The following is a 23,069-nucleotide window of genomic DNA, read 5'->3' as shown; positions in this document are numbered from 1 at the left end:
ACCCGCGATGTCGCGCCGGACGCAACAAATGGCGCCCAGCGGGCTTCGTTATGTTGTACCGTCGGGCTGGCAAGGGAAAGCGGTGTTGGTCGTCGGAGCCGACGACATGCGAGGAATGGGGATTGGAAATGCCTGTACACGGCATGCGGATTGACGTTGACGGCACAGCCGGGGAGGTCGAATTGGGTGCCGACTCAAACGGTGTCGACGGCGCTCTCCGGGACGTCATCAAGTGCGAGGCCGTCCGCCCCTTGTTCCTCGCTCCCGAGATCGTCCTGTGGCTGAACGAAGATGCGATCCCCACAGGCGATCTGGCGCTCAATCAACGCGCCACTGCTATCGCGGCGTCGCACGGCTTCACCTCGTCACCATGCTTCGGCGTTGCAGTGCTCACCGGAATCGACGGCGACGACGTCGTCAGCCTCACGGACGAGCAGAAGGGTTCCCTGCTGGAAATAGTGCACTCCTAGAGGTGGCTGCCGACCTCGGGTGTCGAGGGGATCGGCCGCGTGCGCCGCGATTGGGTAGATGCACTGGGGGCGTGGGCGATACGGTGAAGCAACACTCGACGCTCTACCGACTGAAGAGAGAAGTGTTCGCAAATGGCTGATGATGTGGAACCGCCCGTTTGTTTGGACCGCGATACGAGTGATTGCCGCGGGGTCGTCGAGTATCGAACTGCGTTGTCCGCCACGGGCAAGTCGTTCCCTCGGTGTGACAAACACTGGGAAGAGCGGTTGGTGCGAGACGAGGAGATTCGCGCCAGGTATCCCGAGCAGGCGCCCCCTGATTTCGATCCGACCTACGCCGGTGAGCGGTGGGACGAGGACTACTAGGGCCCCCAGGGCATCGGTCGTTGTGGGAAGTGGGCGCCACCGGTCTCGGTGGTGCCCATTTTCGTGCCCGGCCCGATTGACTTACGAGCAAAACGCTCGTAAGTTTGTCTCATGGCCAGTGAACCAACGAACGACAATCCGCCCGGCGAGGACGAGAACCATCCGAATTCCCTTGACTTACTGAGCGAATTCCTCTGGCCGATCGAGAAAGTGGCCGACCACTGGGGAGTCTCACAATCACGCGCCCGCGCACTACTGGCCAGTCGCCGCATCAAACGGGTCAGCGGATACCCGGCAGATCAAGTTCGAGGCCTCATCCGCCGCCAGGGCGCACGGACCGACCAGAGACCCTCTACGCCCGCGTCGATGCCCGAGACGGAATACGCCGTGCGATCTCCTCTTCAAGGCCCACAACCGGCCCGAGTCGACTCGCAGTGCTCACGGCCGAAGCCGTTGTCCCCACACGCCCAAGCGGCGCTCGGACCGATCCCATCCATGATCATGGAGTGCCTCGCAGACGGCGAAGTGTGGACACCCACTCGCATAGCGGTCACGGTAGACCCGAGCCGATCCAGCGAAGAATCCAACATCGGGATGCGAGATCTCGTACTGGGAGGCATGTTCCACCTGGACCAAAACGGTTACGCTGTCAACGAATACGATGACGGCTGGCAAATCACCGAAGCAGGCCGCAACATCATCGGAACGCCACCGGAGGCGTGATGCCCAGCGCCGAACCTTCCCACTGCGCCGGTGGCATCCCCCACGTGCGGATGTACCCAAGACCTGGACGACCATGCGGCACGGCGTCGCGTCCAGCGACTCGGTCGCCTCGCCAAGCGATGACACGGCGCCACTCCACCGCTTACGTCGACCACCTGCCCGCGCCAGAGCGTTGTGGGCGACTCCGAAAGGAAACGCCATGAGCACCACCGGTAATCACCTGGAATGGGCTGTTCCCGGCGCGGCCGTCGCCGCGATCTACTCGTCACGCGGAGCCGTCACATCGGTCCAGCGCGGCACCATCACCAAGGTGCTCACCCGTGACGTCGTCGTGGACTTCCCGCGAACTGGCGAAGAACGCTGGTCCAACCAGTCCGTTGGGGGCGAGCGCTACGTGCGGATAATGAAAGGTTGGGACGGCCAGGAAGCCGTACTCGCCCCGCCGGAAGGCGCCGATGTCGTCGACGCAATCAACTACATCCGCTCGGTGAAGGCAGGGCGAGCTGTTCGCGCCGCCTACGAAGAGTTCCTGGCGTCGAAGGGGTCCTCGGCGAACCTCGAGACCCTCGACGCTTTGATCGCTGCCGCCCAGCAGGCGCGTGAACCTATCGCTCGCGCAGCCCAGGCGGAAGCTGCAAAGGCGGCCCGGTCGTGGCTGAAGTGAAAGTGGACGAGCGAGAACCATCGTTACCCGGTGGCGGCTAGCCGGACGTCTCTGCACTCGAGTCTCCGCTCTCGGAGTGCGCCACCGGACGTGGGAAATGCGCTCGGATTCGTTCGAATTAAGTCCATCCCGGGTGGTGCATCGGCTCACCCGCTGCGAACTGGTTCGGCCCTCGACTTCGATGTGAAGTCGAGGGCCGTTCTGTGTTGCGGTCAGAGTGAGATCATCTGCGGGGCTGGGCGCGCTCAGGGTTCGGCCCCAGATAACCAATAGGCCCACCGCTGATCGTGATGATGCGCGAATGCATGAGATCACGGACTCGGCGTCCCAGGTCCGCAACCTCGGAAACCTGCACAACCCTCCCATCGGCCTGTAGTCGCGCCAGGAGTCGGCCGTCGAAGCGATGACGCACTGTGCGCTTTCCGGACGGCGCCTGGGCGATGTGAGCGGTGACGAGAAAGGCCGCGACGGGGATGGTGGCGATCGTGACGACGAGCAGTTTGTTGTCGACGACACGCGCCGGGTCGCAGCGCCACCACCGGAGGCTGGTGTCGCAGATTTCTTCGTTTTCCATCGATGTGTGAAACCCGATGACTGTGCGGTCGTCGTCGTCCGATGCGGGCTGTGGGCTGTCGGTGCGCAACACGGTCAGTTCGCCTGAGGTGACCGAGAGCAGAGGCCGGTCGGAGAGGGCGGAGACGCGTTCGGTTGAGATGGGGAGGTCGAGAATCCCGGTGTGGACAAGTTTGTCGAGCGCCGTGGGGGAGAGGCCGAGCTTGGTTGCCGCGTCGGTTCGGGTCATCGTCGGCGACGGGGCCGGAGTGTTGCTGATCGTGGTGAAGGTGGGCAGCGGCATGGGTGTTCCTTTGCCAGGCAGGTCAGTTCGTACGTGAAGGATCGTGCATCGAGTGTGCGTGTCAGGTGTTGTCGGTCCACTTGACGGCGGTGATGCTCCACGAGCGGCAGTCGATCTGTCGCGGTGGGGAGTGAAAGAGGTAGGGGCACAGGATCTGGACGTGATCTCCGTTGACGTCGATGATCGGGTTCACGATATGACCGTCGTGGACGGTGGGGCGCAGGGGGATCGTGATGCCGAGCCCGACAGGGATGATGATCCGTTCGGGGATGTGCACGTTGCCCGGTGCGAGATATGCCGGTTCCGCCAGGCGTTGCCACCCAGTCCTGCCGGTCCGGTCCGGGAACTCGACGGTGTCTATCTCCGTCACGACGAGTTGGTGACCGCTGAGACGAGAGTTGAGATCGCCGACCAGAGCGGTGTAGTCGCGGCCCTCGGTGATGACCCAAGTGCCTTGTGTCGTGGGGCTCATTGAGAAAATTCTCCTGGTTGATGGTCACGTGGAAGCACGTTGCGAAGGGCGTCGGCGGGTCTGGCGATTTCGGCAGCCCGCCGCGGATAGTGCTACTTCTCGTTTGTCCAGGTGGAGGGCAACCGTTGGAAGAGTCCGCGGCTGGATTGGGGTTGGTCGAGGCGTCGGGCGGTGAGGAAATCCTGGATCAACCTGTGGAGCTTCGTCGTGTAGTTCCGGGTGGTTTGGTCGACCTCGGGTGAGACGGATGCGGCGATGAGGGAAGCGAGGAATGGTGCGACTTCTTCGTCGGCGAGGGTGGGAACGAGTCCGGGGATGCTCTGCCCGAAGTGCGGTTCGATCTCAGGGTACTCGTGGGCGAGCGCTGTCAGGCCTGCTGAGTAGTTGTCGAAGTAGTCGGACGTGTTCTCGCTCATCGGGTTTCCTTCGCTTGGTTGGAGTGCAGTGGATGGTGGGCGCGTCCGCTGAACACACCCGCGAGTGTAGACGCTCCGCTACACTCATGTGTGAGTATTCATGCCGCAGACGGCGCAGAAGACAAGACGAAGAGGGCAATCATGGCAAGTGACGCGAACACGGAAAAGATCGCCCGCTACATCGTGGAAGCGAAAGTGAAGGGGCTTGAACTCAGGGAAAGTGATTTCAAGGAACACGACGGAGATCTCACCCTTGACAGCATGGATCCGAGTGAATGGATCGCCGCGATGACGATGGACTGACAGCTCATCCGTCAGCATCGGATTCGAACGAAGATCCGAATAGTGTAGGGCGGGAACAAGTCCCATATTCTCGTACCAGAGCAGCTCATTTGTCGTAGCGGTGTGGAAAAATTGATTTGAGGGTGGGGAACATGGCCGAGTGGTCGACATGGATTCAACTAGTACTTTCAGCTGGCCTCGGAGGTGGCATCACCGGGAGCGCGGCGTTCTACGCCGCACGATTCGCCGGGAAGACCGCAACCGTGAACGCGGAAAAGGACCGCGATCACCAAATGGTGATCAAACAGAAGGAGCTCGACGCCAAGCAGCACAGCGAAACGCTGACGCGCGCCGTGGACTTGGTTGCAGATGTCGTATCTACGACTACAAAGATCGAGCGTGAGCGGCTTGCTCCGTTGAATCTCCAGCTGAGGGAATATCGGGAAATCTCCGCTCGGCAAGTGGCCATTGAGCCGGAGTTTTACAATCCTGCCAACAATTTTGCCAACAGGGGCGAAACGCCCGATGAACGGCGTCTGCAACGGATTCTTTTGGAGAGTGGCGATCTCAACCAGCGCATTGCCCAGATCGCGGGAGAGTACAGCGATACGGCTGGCGCGACCAGATCCACACTGGCGGAGTTCGATCTGCTTCTCGTCCGTGCAGCGCTCCTGACACCATCTCAGGTGTCTACTCGAATCAAAGAGCTCCAGAAGGCGATCACCGAACTCGCTGAGGATTTGCAATACAAACCTTTCGACGAGGACGACGCAACAGAGATTGATCTCGATTCGATCGATAGCGCGAAAGCCGCACTCATCGAAGCGACAGAAACTTGGATAGGCGGGGTCAATACGGGGTGCTTCCCCGTCCCGATTGGAGTGATCGACGACGTAGACACACCATCCCGCGGCGACTGAATCGCGTTGCCTGGGTCAGCTGCGAAGCGCCACCCACCCTTTCGTAGCTGACCTGAATGCGCACCGATACGAAAGATCGACACCGCCCACCACTCGACTCGACGGCCTGCCCCCAATGAGGAGACATCGATGCGCACCGACGGCACCTTCGACGAACTCGTCACCCGCGGCGGACGCGACGCCGCCGAAACGAAACGCGCCGTCGCCACGCGGCGCGCCGACCTCGCCCGCACGATGCGCAGTGCCCAAGCCCGGCACGAGGAACTGCGTAGCGAACTGGAACGCCGCCGCTGCGAACTGGAAGCTGACTTCGCCCGGCAGAGAGCAGAACTGGACGCACAGATCGCGCCGATGAAGCAGCAACTCGCACGCATGCAGGAAATGATGTGGACGGTCGATCTGTACCTCGGCCGCGACGAGCACGTCGAACTGATCCGCGACGGAGCCCCCGCCGCAGCCGACACCCCGATCACCATCCGCCAACGAGTACTGGTGATGGCCGAGGAATCTCTCGTCCTGATGGACCGCCGGTCCACGGGCATGGACGCACGAGACCTTGACGCGTTCACCGAGTGGATCACCGCCGACCCGGCGAACTTGGACCGAGTACTGCCCGAACAGCGTGGTGTCGTGGTGCTGATCCCGACACGGGTCCGCAGCGATTCCGGCAACGCGTTCGAAGACGAGGCCCGGGATGCCGAGAACTCCCGCTCGTGGTGGCTGATGCGCAACGGCGAGAAGCTCTACCTGCTGACAGCGGACATCACCGTCGGCGACCGCGTATTGCCTCGTCGCGCTGAGTTCGTGGAAGTGTTCGATCGGCGACTGTTCGGCTTCGGCCGCGCAGCCGGGGAGCCGCTGGTTCCCGGCTCCGACGAGTGGATGAAACTGGAACGGCAGGCCGACGCCCGCCGTCGTCACTACATGCGAATCATGCTGGTGCTGCAGGGAATCGTCGAACGCACCCCGGTCTGGCATCCACTGCCCCCGGCGGGGGTGAACCTGCTGACCGTCGAGGCGCAGGACAGCGGCACAGTCGTCCTCATTCAGGACGACGAGACATCCATCCAGCTGGGCGACGGCCGCGAGTCGTTCGGCCAGTGGCAACGGCGATTGAACGCGAAGATGCGCCCCGGGATGCGGATCATCGGAGACTGGCACGCGTCGGCGTTCGACGACCTGCGGCGGGACGGTGATGGCCGGTACCGCGCCGCTCGGCATCCGCGGTTGCACCCGCGGAGCGTCGGATGCGTCCCCGAATCCGGTGTGCCGCACCTGATCGAGGACCGCCGAGACGGAGGTGTCATCGTTCGCTACACCCGCACCGACACGGTGTGGAAGCGCGATGTCCCGATCCCCGACCGGCCTGGATACGTCTACGGCGGAGAAATGCCGGTGACCCCGTCGTCCCGTGCATCATGCCTGGTGCTGCCCACCGATTCGTGGGTGCTGCCGTTCGACCTCGCCACCCGGGAGGAACTGCAGTACTACCTCAACAGTCGCGACGATCGCAGCGCCCACTTCCTGACGATGGTGCCGACTCTACGATCGGCGATCGCAGCGAAAGACTCAGAGGCCCAGACGGAGGGCCCGTTTCGTGTGCTGCTGGCGGCGCAACTGATCGATGCCGGGGCTGAGCCCGAAACGGTCGACGGTGTGCTCGACGAGCTGGTGCACTGGTGGAAACTCGCGAACACGTGGGCGAAGCCGTTGAATGGAAACCCCACCCACGAAGGCCGAGCTGTCCGGCAGATCCTCGCCGAATACCGCTCCCGGCGTTCACACGACGCCGACCCGTCGACGGCGACGATCATCGCGGCCGGGCGCGCCGTCCCCGGAGCGGTGTGCGTGGCACGCAACAGGAAAGGGGCCTGGCACGTCTACGCGGCATCCTCGCCCGCGCACGATCCTCACGTGTTCCTCGACATCACCCCGATCGACGCCGACGGCACATTGGGGACAACAGAGCGCTGGCAGTACCTTCCTGTGCGTAGTGCGACGCTACTGCGGCCAGGATGGGCGCACGAAGACTGGGAGCGTTGGAATTTCGCCGCAAACCCGATGCATTACCTCACCGGCCCCGAACGGGAAGCGGTGATCGCGGAAGCCTGCGCGCAGTCCGCCGCGATCGCGCTGTGCATCACCGAAACCCACGACAAGCGGCGCCCGTCCTCGCGGCAGCTGATCTCGTACTCCTGGACGAACCCGCTACCGCCCGAGGAAACGCCGCTGCGCGAGCAGGGGCTGCGTAACTACCGCAACATCGACGACGACCTCATTACCGCGCGTACATTCCAGATCACAAAGGACCGCAACGGTGTTCACCTGACCGAAGAGCGCGGGAATCGGTACGGCCCGTCGTTCGTTCAGTACTCCGCCTCCCCGGACGATCCGTCGTGGCCACGGTTCGACAAAGTCGGCATCCCCTGGTGGCCGGAGAGCGCCACACGATACGGCGACGTCCGTGCCCGACTCGCGTGGGCCGACGTGGACGCACTCGCGCGGGTAGACGCCTGGACCGGCAGAGTTGCCGCCGCCGCAGCGAAAGAGCGTGAACGCGCCCAAGCTGAGAACGCGGTGGTGGACCAGTACGTCAAGGCTGTGTCCGAAGTGATCAGAGCTGAGCAGACCGCCACCGCCAGGAGACGATTCGACGAGGACTACGGCACCGGGGCCGAGGATCTCTGGCAGCCGCACCTCGAGACTCTCAAGCTGGGCGACCCAATCCACCCCAGGAACCTGTGGGGGCTGATCTCGATCGCCCGCGCTCATGATCACCCGGTTGAAGGACAAACGTTGTCGGTGCTCGACGCCCACGCCCGCAGCCATCGGTACCAGGCGCCGGGGGAGTGGCATCCCGGTCGGCAGATCGACCTCGCGGGATTCGGGCATGTCGAGGTCCCGTGCCTCGTGGATCCATAGAGGTGCTGTGGACGAGCGATCCGGCTTCTCCCTGGGCGAGGCCCGTCGCGCGGGCGCAACCGAAGTCGAGATCGACATCGTCGTCGCCGAGGCCTCCCGTCGACGCGATCGTTGACCGCCCCACCTTCGGAAACCGCAGCGAACAAACGAAAGCCCCCGCCGTCCATACGGACCGCGGGGGACTTTCGCATGCACACCAACAGCGGTGATGCTGAACCAGGTGGGCTACCTGGGTTCGACCACGACATAGAAATGCCACGACGGAGACGCCTCACCCGATGCGGAGCAACTCATGATGCGGCCGGTCCGCTCGTTCTCGCCTGCAGTCGGTGACGAGCAATGCCACTCGCCGTTGTCCCGGTGCGCGGCATTGCCGCCAGGCGGAATGTCGCTGGTCTGGTACTCGTGGGCGATGCGCTGGGCGTCAGCGCAGTCGAGGTGCCCGGAGTCGAAAGAGATCGTGGTTGCCCTGCCACGGTAGGGATCGAACGTGCACGGTTCTGCGACAGTAGATGTTTGGGCCTCGGACGTACTCGGCGCTGCGACAGTCGACGTTGCGGTCTCAGGCGTGAACGGGGTGTTCTTGTCTTCGGGGGTGCGATCGGTACGCGTGGCGACATCGGTGCAGTCGAATGCACGGAACGGCTCCGTCGAGACACCCATCTGCATCGTCACCGGTTCCTGTGCGACCTGAGTCCACGCGCCGGACTTGTGATCGTGGAGATAGTCGACGCGGGTTCCGCGGCCGTCATCGTTGACGTTGATGCTCTGCAGGGGATTCGTGGTGACACCAGGCTGCCCCGGCTTCGGGCAACGGAAGAAGCCGATGTCCGGGTCCGTGGTGTTGTATGTCGTCCACACGTCGCTACCGGTCGTCCACTTGTTGTATGTCGGGGCGTTCACCACAGCCAACGTCCCGTTCTCGCCCAGGCGGAGCACCTGGTACTCGGAGTGATCGGCGAACTGTCCAGTCTGGACGATGATTTCGGGGACGCCGTCCCCTGTCACGTCGCTGACAGAGGTGAGGAAGTGATCCTGTTTGGAGGGGAAGTCGCCCGTCGGCCCGAGGCCACCGCCGCCGGACGTCGAGGTCGGATACACCTGATGCGTGGCGACGCCCCCTGCCTTCGTCGCGACCCGAACTTCGATCGTCGGCGAGGTGTTGATCGATACCGCAATCTGATTCGTGAAGTCCGCGTGCTCAATTGGTGCTGATGCTACGGTCCGGCACATCTGACCCGGGACCGATGCCACCGAGCACGGATCCACAGCGGTAGACGCATTGCTTGCATTCTCGGCGTCCGCCGAAGATGTCGACTCACCTGCATTCGGGTCGTCGGCACTCACGTCGGTACTGCACCCTGCGACAGCGAAAAACGCTGCCACGCAAATTGATGCGCCCACTCGTCCAACTCGATTCACGGAATCCTTCTTTCTCGATCGGCGATACGTACAGATGCCGAGCCTGAACCGGGAGAAGGGTCGGCAGTTCGTAGGTGTTCCCCCCGTTGGTCACAAAGAAATAGTAGCCATTAGCCGTCGACTGTGGTTCGTCGAGCAATCAATCGACGACATCCGGGAAATCGAAACTGACCATGAACCTTTGTCTTAGAGAGGAACTAGGATGATCTGCGACATCTTTCCCGGTGAACGGTGTGCGATCGGCACGCGGTCAACGACAGCGCTGCAATCGGCGCATGTGACTGCAGCCTCGATGTTTTCGCGACAAAGTGCTCTCACGAGAACCGGGAGGTGACGCTCGAGACGGCGGTCGCCACACCACTTGCCTGGGCTCCAAGCTGCGTGGAACACAGGTGGAGCCAGTCAGATACATTGCGAACAAACAAAATCAACAGAGGAGAGCGACGATGTCACAATTCAACAAGTACCTGTGCCCGGAATGCAAGGACCTGGATCTCAAGCTCATCGCCCCGGCCGACGCCAGTGAACCGACCATCGGGCAGTGCCAGGAATGCGGGTTCGAACGGGAAATCGAGGACGACGACGAACTTGAGAACGAATCCGTCGGCGCGAAGTAACATGCCGGGTAGGACCTTCTCGGCGTCGCTACGGTTCTCGCTGCCTACTACGTCGACATCGGACGGTTCGCTGCCCGAGCTTCGTGCCATCAGTTTTCCTGACGCCGGTCCCGTGACCGCTCATTGCTCTCCTCTGTCCCGGCGCCGCGTGGTGGCGCCGCCGCAACGGAGTAACCGCACGTCAGCGCGAAAGCATTTGAGACCCGCCATGGTGGCTACAAACGTCCAGCACACGCACAGCCCGTGTAACTCCCGGTCGCCGCACCGGCGCTACGACAGAAGGATTCGATTATGAGCAACAACCCGGTTGCAGACCTGATGACCTTGATCAATTCTGTCGACCCCCGAAGTGAAGACGTCGTGAAAGTGGCGGTAGAAGCGCGGCACTTGGCCTCCGATGTCTATCCCATGCTGGACGAGAAGAAGAGCGCTGATTCCGTCCTCGCTCGCACAAGCGCAATCGCCAACTTCTCTCCGGAAGACGAAGGGCCGGAGGTAGTTCGTGTGGCACGAGAGTTGTGTGCCGACCTTGCTGGCTGGTTCGAGTAGGAGGATGGCAATACGGAGGAAGGATGATGGGGGTTCGCCGGTGGCGAGGGTGGCAACCACAGCGTCTGCGCCCGCCTACTTTTGCGCAGCTGAGAGTGACAGCGCCAACCTTGACCGAAGCGGTTGAATGTATAGAATGAGATACATGCCGTCGAAGAATCCCTCCATATCAGAGCCCAGCGAGCAGTCGCTGATTGCTATCGGCGCGGCCTTGAAAGATCGTCGACGACAGCTAGGGATCAGTGCGACCGTTGCAGCTGAGTCCGCTGGAATGTCACGGGTAACGCTGCATCGAGTCGAGAGCGGCGCGCCATCAGTCACGGTAGGAGCACTGGTGAATGCCGCCGAGGCGGTGGGTCTGCATCTTCAGCTAACGGATGCTCGCCCGCAGTGGACGGAAAGCAGCGCGGACGAACCAGTGAACACCGAAACTCCAGCGAAGGTGAGAGTGGGTGACTACCCGCTACTGAGCGCCGCAGCTTGGCAGCTCGATGCCGATAGTTGCCTTGACGGATTCGAGGCCTTGAGGACCTACGAGCGCAATTGGCGTCACCTCGACCATGCCGCTATGAGCGACAAGGAAAAAGCTCTGATCCAGGCTCTGGCGGACAAATACAGCAAGGGAGTTCTTCTTGTTTAGCAGAGACCATCACAACCTCATCGAAACTGTTCTCGAATCACTCAACAGCGAACTATTTCGAGACACGAGTTGCTATTTCGGTGGAGGGACTGCGATAGCACTCCGCTTCGGAGAGTTCAGGGAGTCGATCGACGTCGACTTCCTGGTTTCGAGTGCAGCCGGGTACCGAACGCTTCGAGAGCTGATCAAGAGCTCAGGATTCAAATCGATTATGGTGCGCCAGGTCCCGTTGGTCCGTGACCCCGTGGCGGACCAGTACGGAATCCGGGCGATTCTCGATGTCGGCGGTACACCCATCAAGTTCGAGATCGTTTCTGAAGGGCGTATCAGCTTCGAAATTCCGGCGCGGGACGACCAGGTATGTGGGGTGGCGACGCTGTCCCTACTCGACATGGCAACAAGTAAACTTCTTGCGAACTCCGACAGATGGGCAGACACCTCCGTCTTCAGTCGAGACCTGATCGACCTCGCCATGATGGAGCCCAGCAACGGCCTCATGGACGAGGCCGTTGACAAGGCCGAGGCAGCCTACGGTTCGTCTGTCGTGAGGGACCTCGACAAAGCTATCGACTACCACCGAGACAATCCTCACCGGCTCGATCAGTGCATTCGCGAACTGAAGATGGATTCCACACCCAAGGCTTTGTTGTGGGATCGCATACAGCGGCTATACCGATAGGGCGGCCTACGCGAAAAAGGGCCAGTGAGAACCGGTCTGGCGATGGGTGAGTAAACGTGATCGACGGCTGGCCCGCGATGATCGCCAGAAACAGAGGAAGGGGTCGAACTCGATTGAGTCCGACCCCGTCTGTGATGAGTTCTGAGCGTCTCTGGGTCATCTCATTTCCGGGTAACGGCACCGGCGCATAGAGTCGCTTACGCCACAGTGTCGGGCTCTCCCAGCAGCTCCGTCGCCACGTCCGTAATCTCGTCGACGTGAGCCTCCGACGCGTCGTTCCAGAAGGTGTGCACCTGATCCCGGGCTATCAGGAATTGGCCATTGCCGGGCTGAGTCCATGCTGTGGTCACAGCGTGCGGCGATCCGATCAGCGTGGTGGCCTTCTCGAGTATTTTCTCCGATGCGCTGTCGGGCACGTCGCCCCATCTAGCTCCGAAGTCATCGGATTCCAACCAAAGCGTCCCCATTGCATAACCTTTCGACGGAATAGTTCGCGATCTGCGGAGGGGACGAGTGTATCGATCCTTCCGATTGTCGTGGTGGACATGTCACAACGGATCTCCGCATCAACCCGAGTCTGGAAGTCGTGCATGATCACCGGATGCGTCGGTCTCCACTGCAGTCGAAAGCTGGCAGGATGGGTGGATATCGGACTACGAGGCGAATGGAACGAAATCAAACGTCTGTTCCCGTGGCCGATCCGAATGGGGGAGTACGCGTGGCGCACAAATCGCCGGGGCGGCACATCGGAAGCGGTGTCCGACAACTGCTGGCGGTGTCAGCGAGATATTCAGGCGGCGACGGCCCGGTGGAGTTCGCCACACAGAATCGATCGTTGTGCTGATCTTGATGATCCTCGCAGGCTGGTCGACTGATCGAGTCATCCGGACCAGTGTGGCACTTGTGTTGTGCGGAACTGTTTTGCGTTCTGTGTGCTGTGGGCGGCGGACTATCAGTGGTCGAATGCCGGTGGGTGCCGCGAGATGTTCCCGGCGCAATTCGGCTACCGCGCACCGGACTGGGAACGCGCCAACGGAACTGTCGACGATGTGGCCGTGTGGTGGCCCGTCGGGCATGAGTGCCGTGGCCTCGACGTCGACTCCGGCGTTTACGCGGTCCGAGGGCCCGCGTGGGGTCTATCGATCGCCGTGTACTCGGCACTGGCTGTGGTTGCGTCCACCAGAGTGGTGTACGAGCCGCAGCTGAATGAGCTTGCTGGCGTGTCGTAACCGAACGAAAGACGGTCACCGCGTGATTCTCAGAGAGACCGACCAAAGTCACTCGAGACAGGACCACGCGATGACCACTGCCCACGATATCGACCTGCGCCAGCTTGTCGACGACCGACTCACCGGCGCCAGCCCCGACCTGCTGCGCGAACTACTGACGATATTCCTCGACGCCCTGATGGGCGCCGAAGCCGACGCACTGTGCGGCGCCGGTTACGGGCAACGCTCCGACGACCGAATCAACGTCCGCAACGGCTATCGGCATCGGGACTTCGACACCCGCGTCGGCACGCTCGATGTCGCCATTCCGAAGTTGCGGCAGGGCTCATACTTTCCGGACTGGTTGCTGCAGCGCCGTAAACGCGCCGAACGAGCTCTGACCTCTGTTGTTGCGACCTGCTACCTCCTCGGCGTCTCCACCCGCCGGATGGAGAAACTCGTCGACACGTTGGGTATCACCAGTCTGTCGAAATCGCAGGTCAGCGTCATGGCGAAAGAGCTCGACGAGCAGGTCGAGGCCTTCCGCAATCGGCCTTTGGATCAAGGTCCGTACACGTTCGTTGCCGCCGATGCTCTCGTGCTCAAAGCCCGCGAGAACGGTCGCGTCGTGGGCGTGCACACCTTGGTGGCGGTCGGCGTGAACGCCGACGGCTACCGCGAGATCCTGGGGGTGGATGTCACCTCTGCCGAAGACGGCGCCGGTTGGCTGGCCTTCTTCCGCGGCCTCGTTGCCCGAGGCTTGTCCGGGGTGCAGCTCGTGACCTCCGATGCTCATGCCGGCCTCGTGGGAGCGATCGGTGTGACCTTGCCGGGGGCGTCCTGGCAACGGTGCCGAACGCACTATTCGACCAACTTGATGGCGGTGACCCCGAAGTCGTCGTGGCCGTGGGTGAAGACGCTGTTGCATTCGGTCTACGATCAACCGGACGCGGATTCTGTTCATGCCCAATATGATCGGGTGATCGATGCGCTGGAGGAGAAGCTGCCGAAGGTGGCCGAGCATCTCGACGCAGCGCGAGCGGATCTGCTGGCGTTCACTGCGTTTCCGAAGCAGATCTGGCGGCAGATCTGGTCCAACAATCCGCAGGAGCGGCTGAACAAGGAGATCCGCCGCAGGACCGATGTGGTCGGGATCTTCCCGGATCGGACTGCGTTGATCCGGCTCGTTGGTGCCGTCCTCGCCGAGCAGCACGACGAGTGGATCGAAGGTCGCCGCTATCTCGGACTTGACGTTCTCGCCCGCTCCCGCACGGACAGGCGTGCCGAGACCGTCACAGAACCCGCGGAGGAGGTGGCACCGGCTTTGACCGCATAACCGACGACGAGGAATCACGCGACGACGTCGTACACCACCTCACGGGACTTGACCCGAACACGTTCTCGAAGACGGCAGCCGGAGAGGAACCGGTGAGCCGGTCCACCCGGGCAGTCGATGGCCACGGTCGGCGCCACATGTCGTGTGTCAGGGGAAGCAGCGTCTCGATGGTTTCCGGCTTCTCGAACGCCAATTCGGCGATTTCGGCGACGCTGAACGCTCGCATCAGCTCACGCAGGCGGTTGTCGTCGAGGCCGTCGAGTACCGAGGTGATCCCGTCGATCGATTTTGCATCGAACCGCTCCATCTCGGGAAGACCGAGTTCACCCGATACATGATCGTGCTCGCCGTTGATTCCGAGCAGGCACCGTGTGAGTTCGTCTGCGTCCACTGCCTGAGCTGCGGCATCGCCGGTGGCCGATTCGATGATCTCGCGCGCGCATTGCATGAGCGCACGAGGTGAGATCAGGGGCCCTGACCCCGGTTCTTGGACACGCTGAAACCAGCACCTGCTGGGGAAGCGAGATGATCTTCAGTCATGTCACGAAAGAACTACTCGGAGGAGTTCCGGCGCCAGGCCGTCGAGTTGTACGAGTCCACACCCGGCGCGACGATCCGAGGCATCGCCGCTGACCTCGGGGTCGTACGCGGCACCCTCACCCACTGGATCGACCAGTACGGGACCGGCACCAAAACCCACCTCGACGGCACCCGGGTGAACACTCCGGCACGGCCTCACAGCCCGAGCCCCGGCACGGGTAGCGAATCGGAGACCGTCGAGCAGAAACTCGCCCGCCTCGAAGCCGAGAACGCTGCCCTACGAGCAGAGACCACCAAGCTCACCACCGAACGCGAGATCCTCCGGCAGGCGGCCAAGTATTTCGCCGGGGAGACGAACTGGTGACCCGCTTCCAGTTCGTCGCCGACCACTCCGACACCTATCAGGTGAAGCGGTTGTGCCAGCTCGTCGAGATCGAGCGCTCGTCCTACTACGCCTGGAAATCCGCAGAGACCACGAGGGCCGCTCGCGCCGAGGCCGACGCGCAGCTGGCCGAAAGAATCCGGGTGATCCACACCGAGGACAACACCTACGGCGCACCGAGGATCACCGCCGAGCTCAACGATGGCGTCACCATGGACGAGAGGGTCAACCACAAGCGGGTGGCCCGGGTGATGCGTGAGAACGATATCGCCGGCTACCGCCGTCGACGACGGGTCACGACCACCGTCCCCGAACCTGCCGACCAGAAGGTGCCCGACCTGCTCGAGCGGGACTTCACCGCCCCCGCACCGAACCGCATCTACGTCGGTGACGTCACCTACCTGCCGCTCGAGGGCGGGACCAACTTGTATCTGGCGACGGTGATCGACTGCTACTCCCGCAAACTCGCCGGCTGGGCGATCGCTGACCATATGCGCACCGAGCTCGTCTCCGACGCTCTCCGCGCTGCTCATGGCGATCGTAATGGATTGTCCGGGTCCGTCTTTCACTCCGATAGTGAGACTGTTTGTGCCGGTGTTTTCGGATTTCCTGACCGTTAACGCATGGAGACGAGAGAATGCTGGTGCCGGGAGTTCCCAGTGTTCCTGACCCGCACTCCGATCGACGATCGTATGTCTTTCCTTGGATTTGTCGGTTCCTGGGAACCCCCGGTGAGGCGCTACGCCTCACCGTCGGGGTGACCTGAGGAGAGCCTGCACCACCAGGTGCTCATCACTGTCTTGTCCGCCGGTTCGGTCGATGCGCGGCGCCGCCTTGCTCATCGGTCAACGGAGAGGAAAGCGACATGACAAGGATGCCTGACAAAGCCGATCTCGATCAAGACCGGGAAGTGTTCGCCGGAGTCGATACCCACAAAGAACTGCACGTCGCCGCGGTGATCGATACCGACGACAACGTCCTCGGAACTCGCAGTTTTCCGACCACCCGAAACGGGTATCGAACCATGCTGACCTGGATCGGCGAGTACGGCAATCTGATCCGGATCGGTATTGAGGGCACTGGCTCCTACGGAGCTGGGCTGACCCGCCACCTCGCGAAAGCCGGCGTGACGGTACTCGAGGTGGACCGCCCCGATCGCTCGGACCGCCGCCGTAAGGGCAAAAACGACGACCTCGATGCCATTAACGCAGCGCGTGCAGCCAAAACCAACCGGCGCACCACCACCCCGAAATCGAAAGACGGTGCCGTCGAGTCACTTCGTGTGTTGAGGGTGACCCGAGCCCATTCGGTACGAGAGCGGCGCAGTGCGCTGCAACTATTGCGGATGACGATCATCTCCGCTCCCGACGAGCTGCGCGAGCAGGTCCGCGATCTGACGCGGATGCAGCTGATACGCCTCCTCGCCGCGTGGCGGCCGGATGTCTCGAACGCTACCGATCCTGTGACCGCCTACCGGGTTTCGCTGAAATCCCTGGCTCGCCGCTATCTCGAATTGACCGACGAGATCGCCGATCTCGACGAACTGATCAACCCGATCGTGAAAGCCCTCGCACCTCAACTACTCGAGCGCGTCGGAATCGGTATCGAAGTCGCCGGACAAATGCTTGTCACCGCCGGCGACAATTCCGATCGAATGAAATCCGAAGCCGCGTTCGCGATGCTATGCGGTGTCGCGCCGCTACCCGCATCTTCTGGCATGACCCAACGCCACCGCCTCAATCGCGGCGGTGACCGCCAAGCCAACCGAGCCTTGCATCTGGCCGTCATCGGCCGCATTCGACTCGACCCGAAAACCCAGGCCTACGTAGAGAAGAAAACCAGCGAAGGCCACTCGAAACTGGAAACCATTCGGTGCCTGAAACGCTACCTGGCTCGCGAGGTCTACTACCTCCTCAACCCTGGACCGCAGACCATCACCCCGAACACCCGACACCATCGAAAAGCAGCTTGACTCTCAGGAGAGCATCCACGGCGCGCAATACACGTCGAAGGATTTCGCTTCCCTCTGCGCCCGCCTCGGCGTTATCCAGTCGATGGGCAAAGTCGGCACGAGCGCCGACAACAGCCTCGCCGAATCCTTCAACGCCGCCCTCAAACGAGAAGTCCTCCAGAACGCGAACGTCTGGCCCGACGAAGCGGCGTGCCGGCGCCAAGTCTTCCGATGGGTCACCCGCTACAACACCAGGAGGAGGCACTCCTGGTGCGGCCACCGGTCCCCGAACTCTTACGAGAGCCTCTACACCGCTACGCTGTCATCCGCGGCGTAATCCACCACCCGTGTCTACGGACTGGGGTCAAGGCCCCAGTCCCCGATAGGAAACGGACACCAGCGGCTCTAGCTTATTCCTCAGGACGGGGCTGAGGGCTTGCGTCCAGCTCAGTTCCACCTGGTCTCGTGTGTCGTCGATGAGTGCCAGGTCCATGCGCGCCAACAGATCGGCGACCACCTGGAGCGACCTATAGATGTTCGAGCAAGCCCACACGCGATCCCGCGCAGCTCGGTTCACAGTCGCGCCCAGAATCTCTTTCGCTGTGATCGCCGCCCTCGTCCCGAGGAGTCGACTGGCAGCGGTAGGGTTTCTCAGAGGTCTCGAGCTCACGGTCCGAGTCTCCAACAAGGCACCGACAAACGACCACGTGAGGGTGTCCACTACAAGGGGGGCAGCCTCACTGTGATGTTCGGCCGGAATCGAGGACTGGGAACTGGTGCTGGGAGGTTGGTTCCGATGGTGGCCGAACCACTGGCCAGCATCGGCAGGGCTCGAAACCTCGCACACCCTGCACCCGGGGGCAGCCGATCGTCCTCATCCCCGCGCCGGTCGCGACCCGTGACCACACTGTGCTGACCAGCGGTAACGATGTGATCTACGGACTCGATTCCAGAGCTGAGATCGCCATGTCACGTGGCGGCATCGAGGAGAACACATCGGGCATGAAACGAGGCAGCGGCTTGAGTAACGACGAGGGTTCATCCGGTGACACAGACAGCACCAGAAGCCCGACACCGACGTGGGTTCGGGCGATCATCGCAGTTCTGGGCGTCGTACTGCTCATGATTGTCTTCGCAGTCCTCACCACCGACAGCGAGGATCAGGGTGCGTCGAACAATGCTCGGGGTGCGGTAATCGATGCTCGGGATGGGTCGGTCGTCGCTGCGGATGGGACGACGCTAGTGCCGGGATGGTCCTCACAGACCGGCGGCGGTGCGTCGATCGCTGTGCCTGCGCCGTCGCTGGATGCGGCCCGGTACGACCGGAGTAGCTACGAGGTGCTCGACTCGCGTGATCTCGCGTTCATCGTGAAGGATCCGACACAGCATCTGGACCGCAAAGTCGTGCTGCACGGATATGTGCAGCAGTTCGACACCGTAACCGGGCTGGACACGTTCCATGCTTTGGTGGATGCGGTACCGCACAGCAGCCGCTTCGGGTACCGCGATCGGGCTGTCATCTCCTCTCCCACATCCGAGATCTTGGCCGACGTCGTGGAAGGGGACCTGGTCACAATGTATGCCACGGTGGGCGGCCCCATCACCTACGACGCGAGAGGCGACGTACGTATCACCGTTCCGACGTTCACCGCCCAGATCGTCGAGGTGACCGGCTACAGCAACTGATCACCGCTCATACAACCGGGTTCGTCGCGCTGCGCCCCGAAGAAGCCGGATCCGCAATTCCTGTGAGGTGAGCAAGGAGTACGCTCCACCCCCGCATCTGTCTGCATGCAGGTGCCGGGCGCGCCGGAAACGGTTCGTCGCATCAGGGAATCCACTTCGCGCGAACCATCTAGTCGTCGGGCAGCTCTCGACCGGCAGCGGCATACATCTCTCGTTCTTGTTTGCTGTATCCGATCTTCCTGCCCCACGACCGCTCGAACCTGCGACCTGAGCTTGCCCCTTGGTTGGTACGAGTGTCGACGCTACCGGCCGGTGTCGACAGGCAGGGCACCACGGTCGGTAGCCGCGTCATCGAAGGCAGTGCGCAGCATCCGAGCGGCGCGGCCGAACGCGTCGATACGGCCGCCGTCGGCGGGAACTCGGTCCAAGTGCAGGGACTCAGCGTGTCCGAGGGCATCGAGGAACGCAGCGGTGGCCGGGTTGCGGACATCGTCGAGAGCCGGGCAGTCGAGCCGGGCATCTGGGTCGGCGAGGTACGCGGCGTAGTCATCGAGCACCCCGAGGTAGATCGCCTCTGCCTGCTGCCAGTCGTCTTTGCGGTTCCAGCGGGCCTCGATGCGGTCGGGGAAGGTGTACAGGTGGTATACGACCCAGACCAGCGCCGCGACGATCAGGGGAAAGGTCATTATGCACAGCACCTGCTCGGTCAACTGGGTCAGGTCAACGGGGGTCTCGGTGGCACGGAACATGCTCGGTACTCTTCCTGGTCTGGTCTGGTCTGGTCTGGTCTGGTCTGGTCTGGTCTGGGAGTGGGCGGGGATGATTGCTGCATCCCCGCCCAGCACCGGCCGGTGCGGGTGGTCAGTCAGTCCGACAGTTCGCAGATCAGCTGCCACAGGACACGCGCGGTCAGCGTCTGGTTGTCGAGGTCGGTGGCCCGCTCGGCGGTCGGTGTCCACAGGCCGGTGTCGGCGACGATGTGGGCGCGCACCAGATCGCCGCAGCGGTCACGGTGGCCGGTGAAGCGGATCGGCAACAACCCGGCATCCCAGATCAGGGAACCGGCAGCCGCCTTGGAGTAGTCGTCGAGTCCGTCGACCGGTTCGTCGATCCGGGTGTAGAAGCGCACCGCTTCGTCGGTCAGGGCCTCGCGGTGCTCCTCGGTGAGCGCAACGATCGCGGCAGCCGGGTCGGCGGGGTGCTCGTAGCGGGACGTCACCTCGACCTTGACGCCGGATACGGCGGCGGCGTGCTCCTCTGCGGGGAGGAGGAACGCGGGGCTTACGGCCTGCCACCGGCTGTGGTCCAGGGCTGTGCTCATGGCCTCGTGTAGCGGCGCCGGAGCGTTGACGGGTCGTGGAATGCGGGCAAGCACTTCCATGCCGCCGCGGGCTGATCGGCGCCGGACCAGGATCTCGCTCGCGTTCGGAAAGGTCACGGCTTCAAAGACTTCGGAAGTGCGCATCGAGCGTTCCTTTCGTTCGGGTGAGGCCAGTCGACCACCCCGCAACCCAATATGTCAAGCGAAGTAAACAAATCTGTTTAGAGTGATTGACGGTGTGGTGCGGGTGGCATAGATTCAGGGGCATCACACAGGCGAGGGGGCATGCACACGGTGACCGAGGCGACCGCACCGGACTGACGGCGCTGTACGGGGACGTCTCAGCGCGCCCGTAGGGTCGAGCTCGGCAGGTGGACGCAGCCTCCGGTCGACCCCGGCGCTGCGTCCACCGGCCGGACCCTGGGCAGCCCCTTGAAGGACGAGGACACATCCGATGAGCAGCGACTACACCATCAGCGTCGTGCGCGCCGACACCGACGACAAGGCCTGGACCGTCACCGTGCAGGATCGGCCCGACTGGTCGTTCCGGGAAAAGAACTTCGCTGCCATCGACGACCGTGTCCGCGATCTGGCCCACACTCACGACGGCGTCGATCCCGACGCGGTCACCGTCACTCGCGCCCACGTGCGTATCGGCGATGTCGACATCACCGAACAGCTCGCCGGCCTCGACGAGCTGCGTCGCCGCGCCCAGGAGACCAGCGCGCAGATCAGCGCCACCACCGTCGATCTGATCGGTGTGTTGCGCACGCAGGCGGGTTTGTCCACCCGCGACACCGGAGCTGTCCTGGGTTTGACCGGTGGTCGCATCAACCAGCTCGAACAGGCCACCAGGGCCGAGACCACCGAATGAAAGAGGATCGCACCGTGACCGAATCCCACATCATCGACACCGACTTCGGGGCCATCACCGTCCGCAACGAACTTCCGGAGACGGTGACTTTAGCGGTCGACGACGGTCTCAACGCAGCGGGTGCTGCTGCTGCAGATCGACGAGGCACACCAGCTGGTCGACGCACTCCACGCCGCGATCCGCACCGCCCGCGCCGCTTATCCCGGTCCCTCAGGCAGCGACCAGTGAGCGATGAAACGCGCGCACGGCATTCTGGGACAGGAAGCTCCACCCTCGCATTACTGGCTGATCGCCGCGATGTGGGTGTTGCTCGCAGGGTGGTCCCTCGTTAGCGGATGGACGTGGTCCGGTGTGGGATACGGCGTGGTTGCCGCGGTATGGGCGACCCCGCTGTGCGCCAGTACTGTGGCATGTTCCCCTTGAGTAGGTCCGGCCTGATCTAGAGTCCTGATTGCCCTGGTAAGGGCGAAGAAGGGACGACAAGGATCATGGCGGGACGCAAACGTCACTCGGCGGAGGACATCGTGCGCAAGCTGCGCCGGGCCGACGAGTTGGCCGCGGAAGGCAAGAACGGCGAGGAGATCGCCGCTGCACTCGAGGTGTCGGCGGCGACGCTGTACAACTGGCGTCGCCAGTACGGCGGCATGGATGCCGATGCGGCGAAGGAACTCAAGGAACTACGGGAGCAGAACAGCCGGCTCAAGCGGCTGCTCGCCGACGCCGAGTTGGAAAAGGACGCCCTGCGGGAGATCGCGAAGGGAAAATTCTGAGCCCGACCGCCAAACGCGCCGCGATCACCATGCTTACCGACACCCTGCAGATGTCGGAGCGGTCCGCGTGCAAGGTCGTCGGGCTCTCCCGATCGGTTTACCGGCGGTTGCCGTTGGCGCAGACACCGGACGACCCGGATGCCGACCTGCGCGCAGAGCTACGCAGATATTCCCGCAAGCATCCGCGGCACGGCTTCCGTCGAGCGTGGGCATGGTTGCGCTACGACCAGGGCGTCGAGGTGAACAAGAAGAAGATCCACCGCCTGTGGAAGGAAGAAGGGCTGCAGGTCCGGCGTGCCCCGCGCCGCAAACGTGCCGGCCTGTCCTCCGTTCCGATTATCGATGCGGATGCTCCGAATATTGTGTGGGCATTGGACTTCCAGTTCGATTCGACCGTCGACGGCAAGACGGTGAAGATCGCGTCGATGGTCGATGAACACACCCGGATGTCGTTGCTGAACATCGTGGACCGCTCGATCACCGCCGACAGGTTGATCGAGGGCTTGGAGAAGGCATTCGCGATGTGGGGTGGGCCGCCGCTGGTGTTGCGGATGGACAACGGGCCGGAGTTCATCTCGGAAGCGCTGCGGGACTTCTGTGCTGGGTCGGTGGGGATGTCCTACATTCCGCCGGGCACGCCGTGGAACAACGGGTTCATCGAGTCGTTCAACAACCGGCTGCGCGATGAGTGCCTGAACCGCAACTACTGGCCCACTCTGCTCGAGGCCCGTGTGGTGATCGAGGACTTCAAGGACGACCACAATCACCGACACCGTCATTCAGCATTGGGTTACAAGACCCCCGCCGAGTACGCTGCCGGATGCACCCACCGGCACCAGCCCGTGGCGTGCGAGATCGACTGATCGACTACACATAGGAACCGGCTCTAGAACCGACCGGACCGACTATCGGGGACCTGCCATGGGCACATTCCAATGCAAGATCGGGTGGCCGGGTGAGATTGAAGAAGCCTCAAATACCTACGTCGAAGCGTTGTCGTTGT

Annotated in this window: 25 protein-coding genes and 2 pseudogenes; 18 read left to right on the top strand and 9 right to left on the bottom strand. The window is 62.6% G+C overall.

From position 1 onward, the window contains the following. Positions 1-128 precede the first annotated feature (128 nt). The 4 genes from G4D79_RS30995 to G4D79_RS30980 all read left to right on the top strand — a co-directional run bounded on the left by G4D79_RS30995 (position 129) and on the right by G4D79_RS30980 (position 2,223). A complete protein-coding gene (locus tag G4D79_RS30995) occupies positions 129-470 on the top strand; it encodes a DUF3846 domain-containing protein (RefSeq protein WP_181991994.1) in 342 nt (113 codons plus the stop codon). A 132-nt stretch (positions 471-602) separates the two neighbouring features. Then, the gene (locus tag G4D79_RS30990) at positions 603-836 is read left to right on the top strand and encodes a hypothetical protein (protein ID WP_202975886.1); all 234 of its coding nucleotides are present in this window, start codon (positions 603-605) and stop codon (positions 834-836) included. A gap of 111 nt (positions 837-947) precedes the next feature. Then, a complete protein-coding gene (locus G4D79_RS30985) occupies positions 948-1,559 on the top strand; it encodes a hypothetical protein (RefSeq protein ID WP_118605460.1) in 612 nt (203 codons plus the stop codon). A gap of 199 nt (positions 1,560-1,758) precedes the next feature. Then, positions 1,759-2,223, top strand: coding sequence for a hypothetical protein (locus G4D79_RS30980; protein ID WP_118605463.1), 465 nt, complete (start codon positions 1,759-1,761; stop codon positions 2,221-2,223). 223 nt (positions 2,224-2,446) lie between these two features. Here the strand turns inward: G4D79_RS30980 and G4D79_RS30975 are convergent, their stop codons facing one another. The 3 genes from G4D79_RS30975 to G4D79_RS30965 all read right to left on the bottom strand — a co-directional run bounded on the left by G4D79_RS30975 (position 2,447) and on the right by G4D79_RS30965 (position 3,967). After that, positions 2,447-3,079 (bottom strand): hypothetical protein, encoded by a 633-nt coding sequence (locus G4D79_RS30975; RefSeq protein ID WP_118605466.1) that lies wholly within the window; start codon positions 3,077-3,079, stop codon positions 2,447-2,449. A 61-nt stretch (positions 3,080-3,140) separates the two neighbouring features. Then, entirely contained in the window at positions 3,141-3,551 is a 411-nt protein-coding gene (locus tag G4D79_RS30970; protein WP_118605469.1) for a hypothetical protein, read from the bottom strand. A 92-nt stretch (positions 3,552-3,643) separates the two neighbouring features. After that, complete coding sequence (locus G4D79_RS30965; protein WP_118605472.1) at positions 3,644-3,967, bottom strand: hypothetical protein; 324 nt, start codon at positions 3,965-3,967, stop codon at positions 3,644-3,646. A 90-nt stretch (positions 3,968-4,057) separates the two neighbouring features. Between G4D79_RS30965 and G4D79_RS30960 the strand changes: the two genes are divergently transcribed. From G4D79_RS30960 to G4D79_RS30950, 3 genes are all read left to right on the top strand, one after another. Next, on the top strand, positions 4,058-4,270 hold the full coding sequence (locus tag G4D79_RS30960; RefSeq protein ID WP_118605475.1) for a hypothetical protein: 213 nt from the start codon (positions 4,058-4,060) through the stop codon (positions 4,268-4,270). 131 nt (positions 4,271-4,401) lie between these two features. Then, positions 4,402-5,169 (top strand): hypothetical protein, encoded by a 768-nt coding sequence (locus G4D79_RS30955; protein WP_118605478.1) that lies wholly within the window; start codon positions 4,402-4,404, stop codon positions 5,167-5,169. Between the two features lie 129 nt (positions 5,170-5,298). Continuing rightward, positions 5,299-8,091 (top strand): hypothetical protein, encoded by a 2,793-nt coding sequence (locus tag G4D79_RS30950; RefSeq protein ID WP_118605481.1) that lies wholly within the window; start codon positions 5,299-5,301, stop codon positions 8,089-8,091. Positions 8,092-8,316: 225 nt separating this feature from the next. On the opposite strand, the gene G4D79_RS30945 is transcribed toward G4D79_RS30950, so the two are convergent. Together G4D79_RS30945 and G4D79_RS30940 are read right to left on the bottom strand one after the other, a co-directional pair. Then, positions 8,317-9,438 carry a hypothetical protein gene (locus tag G4D79_RS30945; RefSeq protein WP_147343810.1) on the bottom strand — a complete coding sequence of 374 codons (1,122 nt, stop codon included), beginning with the start codon at positions 9,436-9,438 and terminating at the stop codon, positions 8,317-8,319. Positions 9,439-9,962: 524 nt separating this feature from the next. After that, positions 9,963-10,220, bottom strand: coding sequence for a hypothetical protein (locus G4D79_RS30940; RefSeq protein WP_118605487.1), 258 nt, complete (start codon positions 10,218-10,220; stop codon positions 9,963-9,965). A gap of 201 nt (positions 10,221-10,421) precedes the next feature. On the opposite strand from G4D79_RS30940, the gene G4D79_RS30935 reads away from it, so the two are divergent. The 3 genes from G4D79_RS30935 to G4D79_RS30925 all read left to right on the top strand — a co-directional run bounded on the left by G4D79_RS30935 (position 10,422) and on the right by G4D79_RS30925 (position 11,998). Further along, a complete protein-coding gene (locus G4D79_RS30935; protein ID WP_118605490.1) occupies positions 10,422-10,679 on the top strand; it encodes a hypothetical protein in 258 nt (85 codons plus the stop codon). 127 nt (positions 10,680-10,806) lie between these two features. Then, the gene (locus G4D79_RS35135; protein ID WP_118605493.1) at positions 10,807-11,319 is read left to right on the top strand and encodes a helix-turn-helix transcriptional regulator; all 513 of its coding nucleotides are present in this window, start codon (positions 10,807-10,809) and stop codon (positions 11,317-11,319) included. Further along, positions 11,312-11,998 carry a nucleotidyl transferase AbiEii/AbiGii toxin family protein gene (locus G4D79_RS30925; protein ID WP_118605496.1) on the top strand — a complete coding sequence of 229 codons (687 nt, stop codon included), beginning with the start codon at positions 11,312-11,314 and terminating at the stop codon, positions 11,996-11,998. The genes G4D79_RS35135 and G4D79_RS30925 overlap by 8 nt, the downstream gene beginning before the upstream one ends. 197 nt (positions 11,999-12,195) lie before the next feature. On the opposite strand, the gene G4D79_RS30920 is transcribed toward G4D79_RS30925, so the two are convergent. After that, entirely contained in the window at positions 12,196-12,465 is a 270-nt protein-coding gene (locus G4D79_RS30920) for a hypothetical protein (protein WP_118605499.1), read from the bottom strand. Positions 12,466-12,981: 516 nt separating this feature from the next. On the opposite strand from G4D79_RS30920, the gene G4D79_RS30915 reads away from it, so the two are divergent. Together G4D79_RS30915 and G4D79_RS30910 are read left to right on the top strand one after the other, a co-directional pair. Next, a complete protein-coding gene (locus G4D79_RS30915; protein WP_118605505.1) occupies positions 12,982-13,227 on the top strand; it encodes a hypothetical protein in 246 nt (81 codons plus the stop codon). A 70-nt stretch (positions 13,228-13,297) separates the two neighbouring features. After that, positions 13,298-14,542, top strand: a complete 1,245-nt coding sequence (locus G4D79_RS30910) for an IS256 family transposase (RefSeq protein ID WP_118605508.1) — start codon at positions 13,298-13,300, stop codon at positions 14,540-14,542. Here the strand turns inward: G4D79_RS30910 and G4D79_RS30905 are convergent. Beyond that, entirely contained in the window at positions 14,499-14,990 is a 492-nt protein-coding gene (locus G4D79_RS30905; RefSeq protein WP_181991995.1) for a hypothetical protein, read from the bottom strand. The genes G4D79_RS30910 and G4D79_RS30905 overlap by 44 nt on opposite strands. A 90-nt stretch (positions 14,991-15,080) precedes the next feature. Between G4D79_RS30905 and G4D79_RS30900 the strand changes: the two are divergent. The 4 genes and pseudogenes from G4D79_RS30900 to G4D79_RS30885 form a co-directional block, all read left to right on the top strand. Beyond that, positions 15,081-16,051, top strand: a pseudogene (locus G4D79_RS30900) (IS3 family transposase); the annotation flags it as partial. 278 nt (positions 16,052-16,329) lie between these two features. Next, the gene (locus G4D79_RS30895; RefSeq protein WP_082920510.1) at positions 16,330-17,436 is read left to right on the top strand and encodes an IS110 family transposase; all 1,107 of its coding nucleotides are present in this window, start codon (positions 16,330-16,332) and stop codon (positions 17,434-17,436) included. Positions 17,437-17,446: 10 nt separating this feature from the next. Next, positions 17,447-17,752: pseudogene (locus G4D79_RS30890) on the top strand (transposase); the annotation flags it as partial. Positions 17,753-18,417: 665 nt separating this feature from the next. Continuing rightward, positions 18,418-19,101, top strand: coding sequence for a hypothetical protein (locus G4D79_RS30885; protein ID WP_147343812.1), 684 nt, complete (start codon positions 18,418-18,420; stop codon positions 19,099-19,101). 302 nt (positions 19,102-19,403) lie between these two features. Here the strand turns inward: G4D79_RS30885 and G4D79_RS30880 are convergent, their stop codons facing one another. After that, positions 19,404-19,850, bottom strand: coding sequence for a hypothetical protein (locus tag G4D79_RS30880; RefSeq protein ID WP_118605573.1), 447 nt, complete (start codon positions 19,848-19,850; stop codon positions 19,404-19,406). 116 nt (positions 19,851-19,966) lie between these two features. Further along, the gene (locus G4D79_RS30875) at positions 19,967-20,566 is read right to left on the bottom strand and encodes a hypothetical protein (RefSeq protein ID WP_118605576.1); all 600 of its coding nucleotides are present in this window, start codon (positions 20,564-20,566) and stop codon (positions 19,967-19,969) included. Positions 20,567-20,876: 310 nt separating this feature from the next. Between G4D79_RS30875 and G4D79_RS30870 the strand changes: the two genes are divergently transcribed. Then, positions 20,877-21,296 carry a hypothetical protein gene (locus G4D79_RS30870; protein WP_118605579.1) on the top strand — a complete coding sequence of 140 codons (420 nt, stop codon included), beginning with the start codon at positions 20,877-20,879 and terminating at the stop codon, positions 21,294-21,296. Between the two features lie 488 nt (positions 21,297-21,784). Then, positions 21,785-22,929 (top strand): IS3 family transposase gene (locus G4D79_RS30865; protein ID WP_374223451.1). Its coding sequence is split into 2 segments (ribosomal slippage): positions 21,785-22,049 and positions 22,049-22,929, totalling 1,146 coding nucleotides; the frame shifts between segments, so codons are not numbered across the junction. The last annotated feature ends 140 nt before the right edge of the window (positions 22,930-23,069 follow it).

The sequence above is a fragment of the Rhodococcus sp. WY5 genome (assembly GCF_018588185.1).
Classification (GTDB): Bacteria; Actinomycetota; Actinomycetes; order Mycobacteriales; family Mycobacteriaceae; genus Rhodococcus_F; species Rhodococcus_F qingshengii.
Note: the sequence above shows the minus strand (reverse complement) of the source record. Positions and strands in the feature narration are given on the sequence as shown.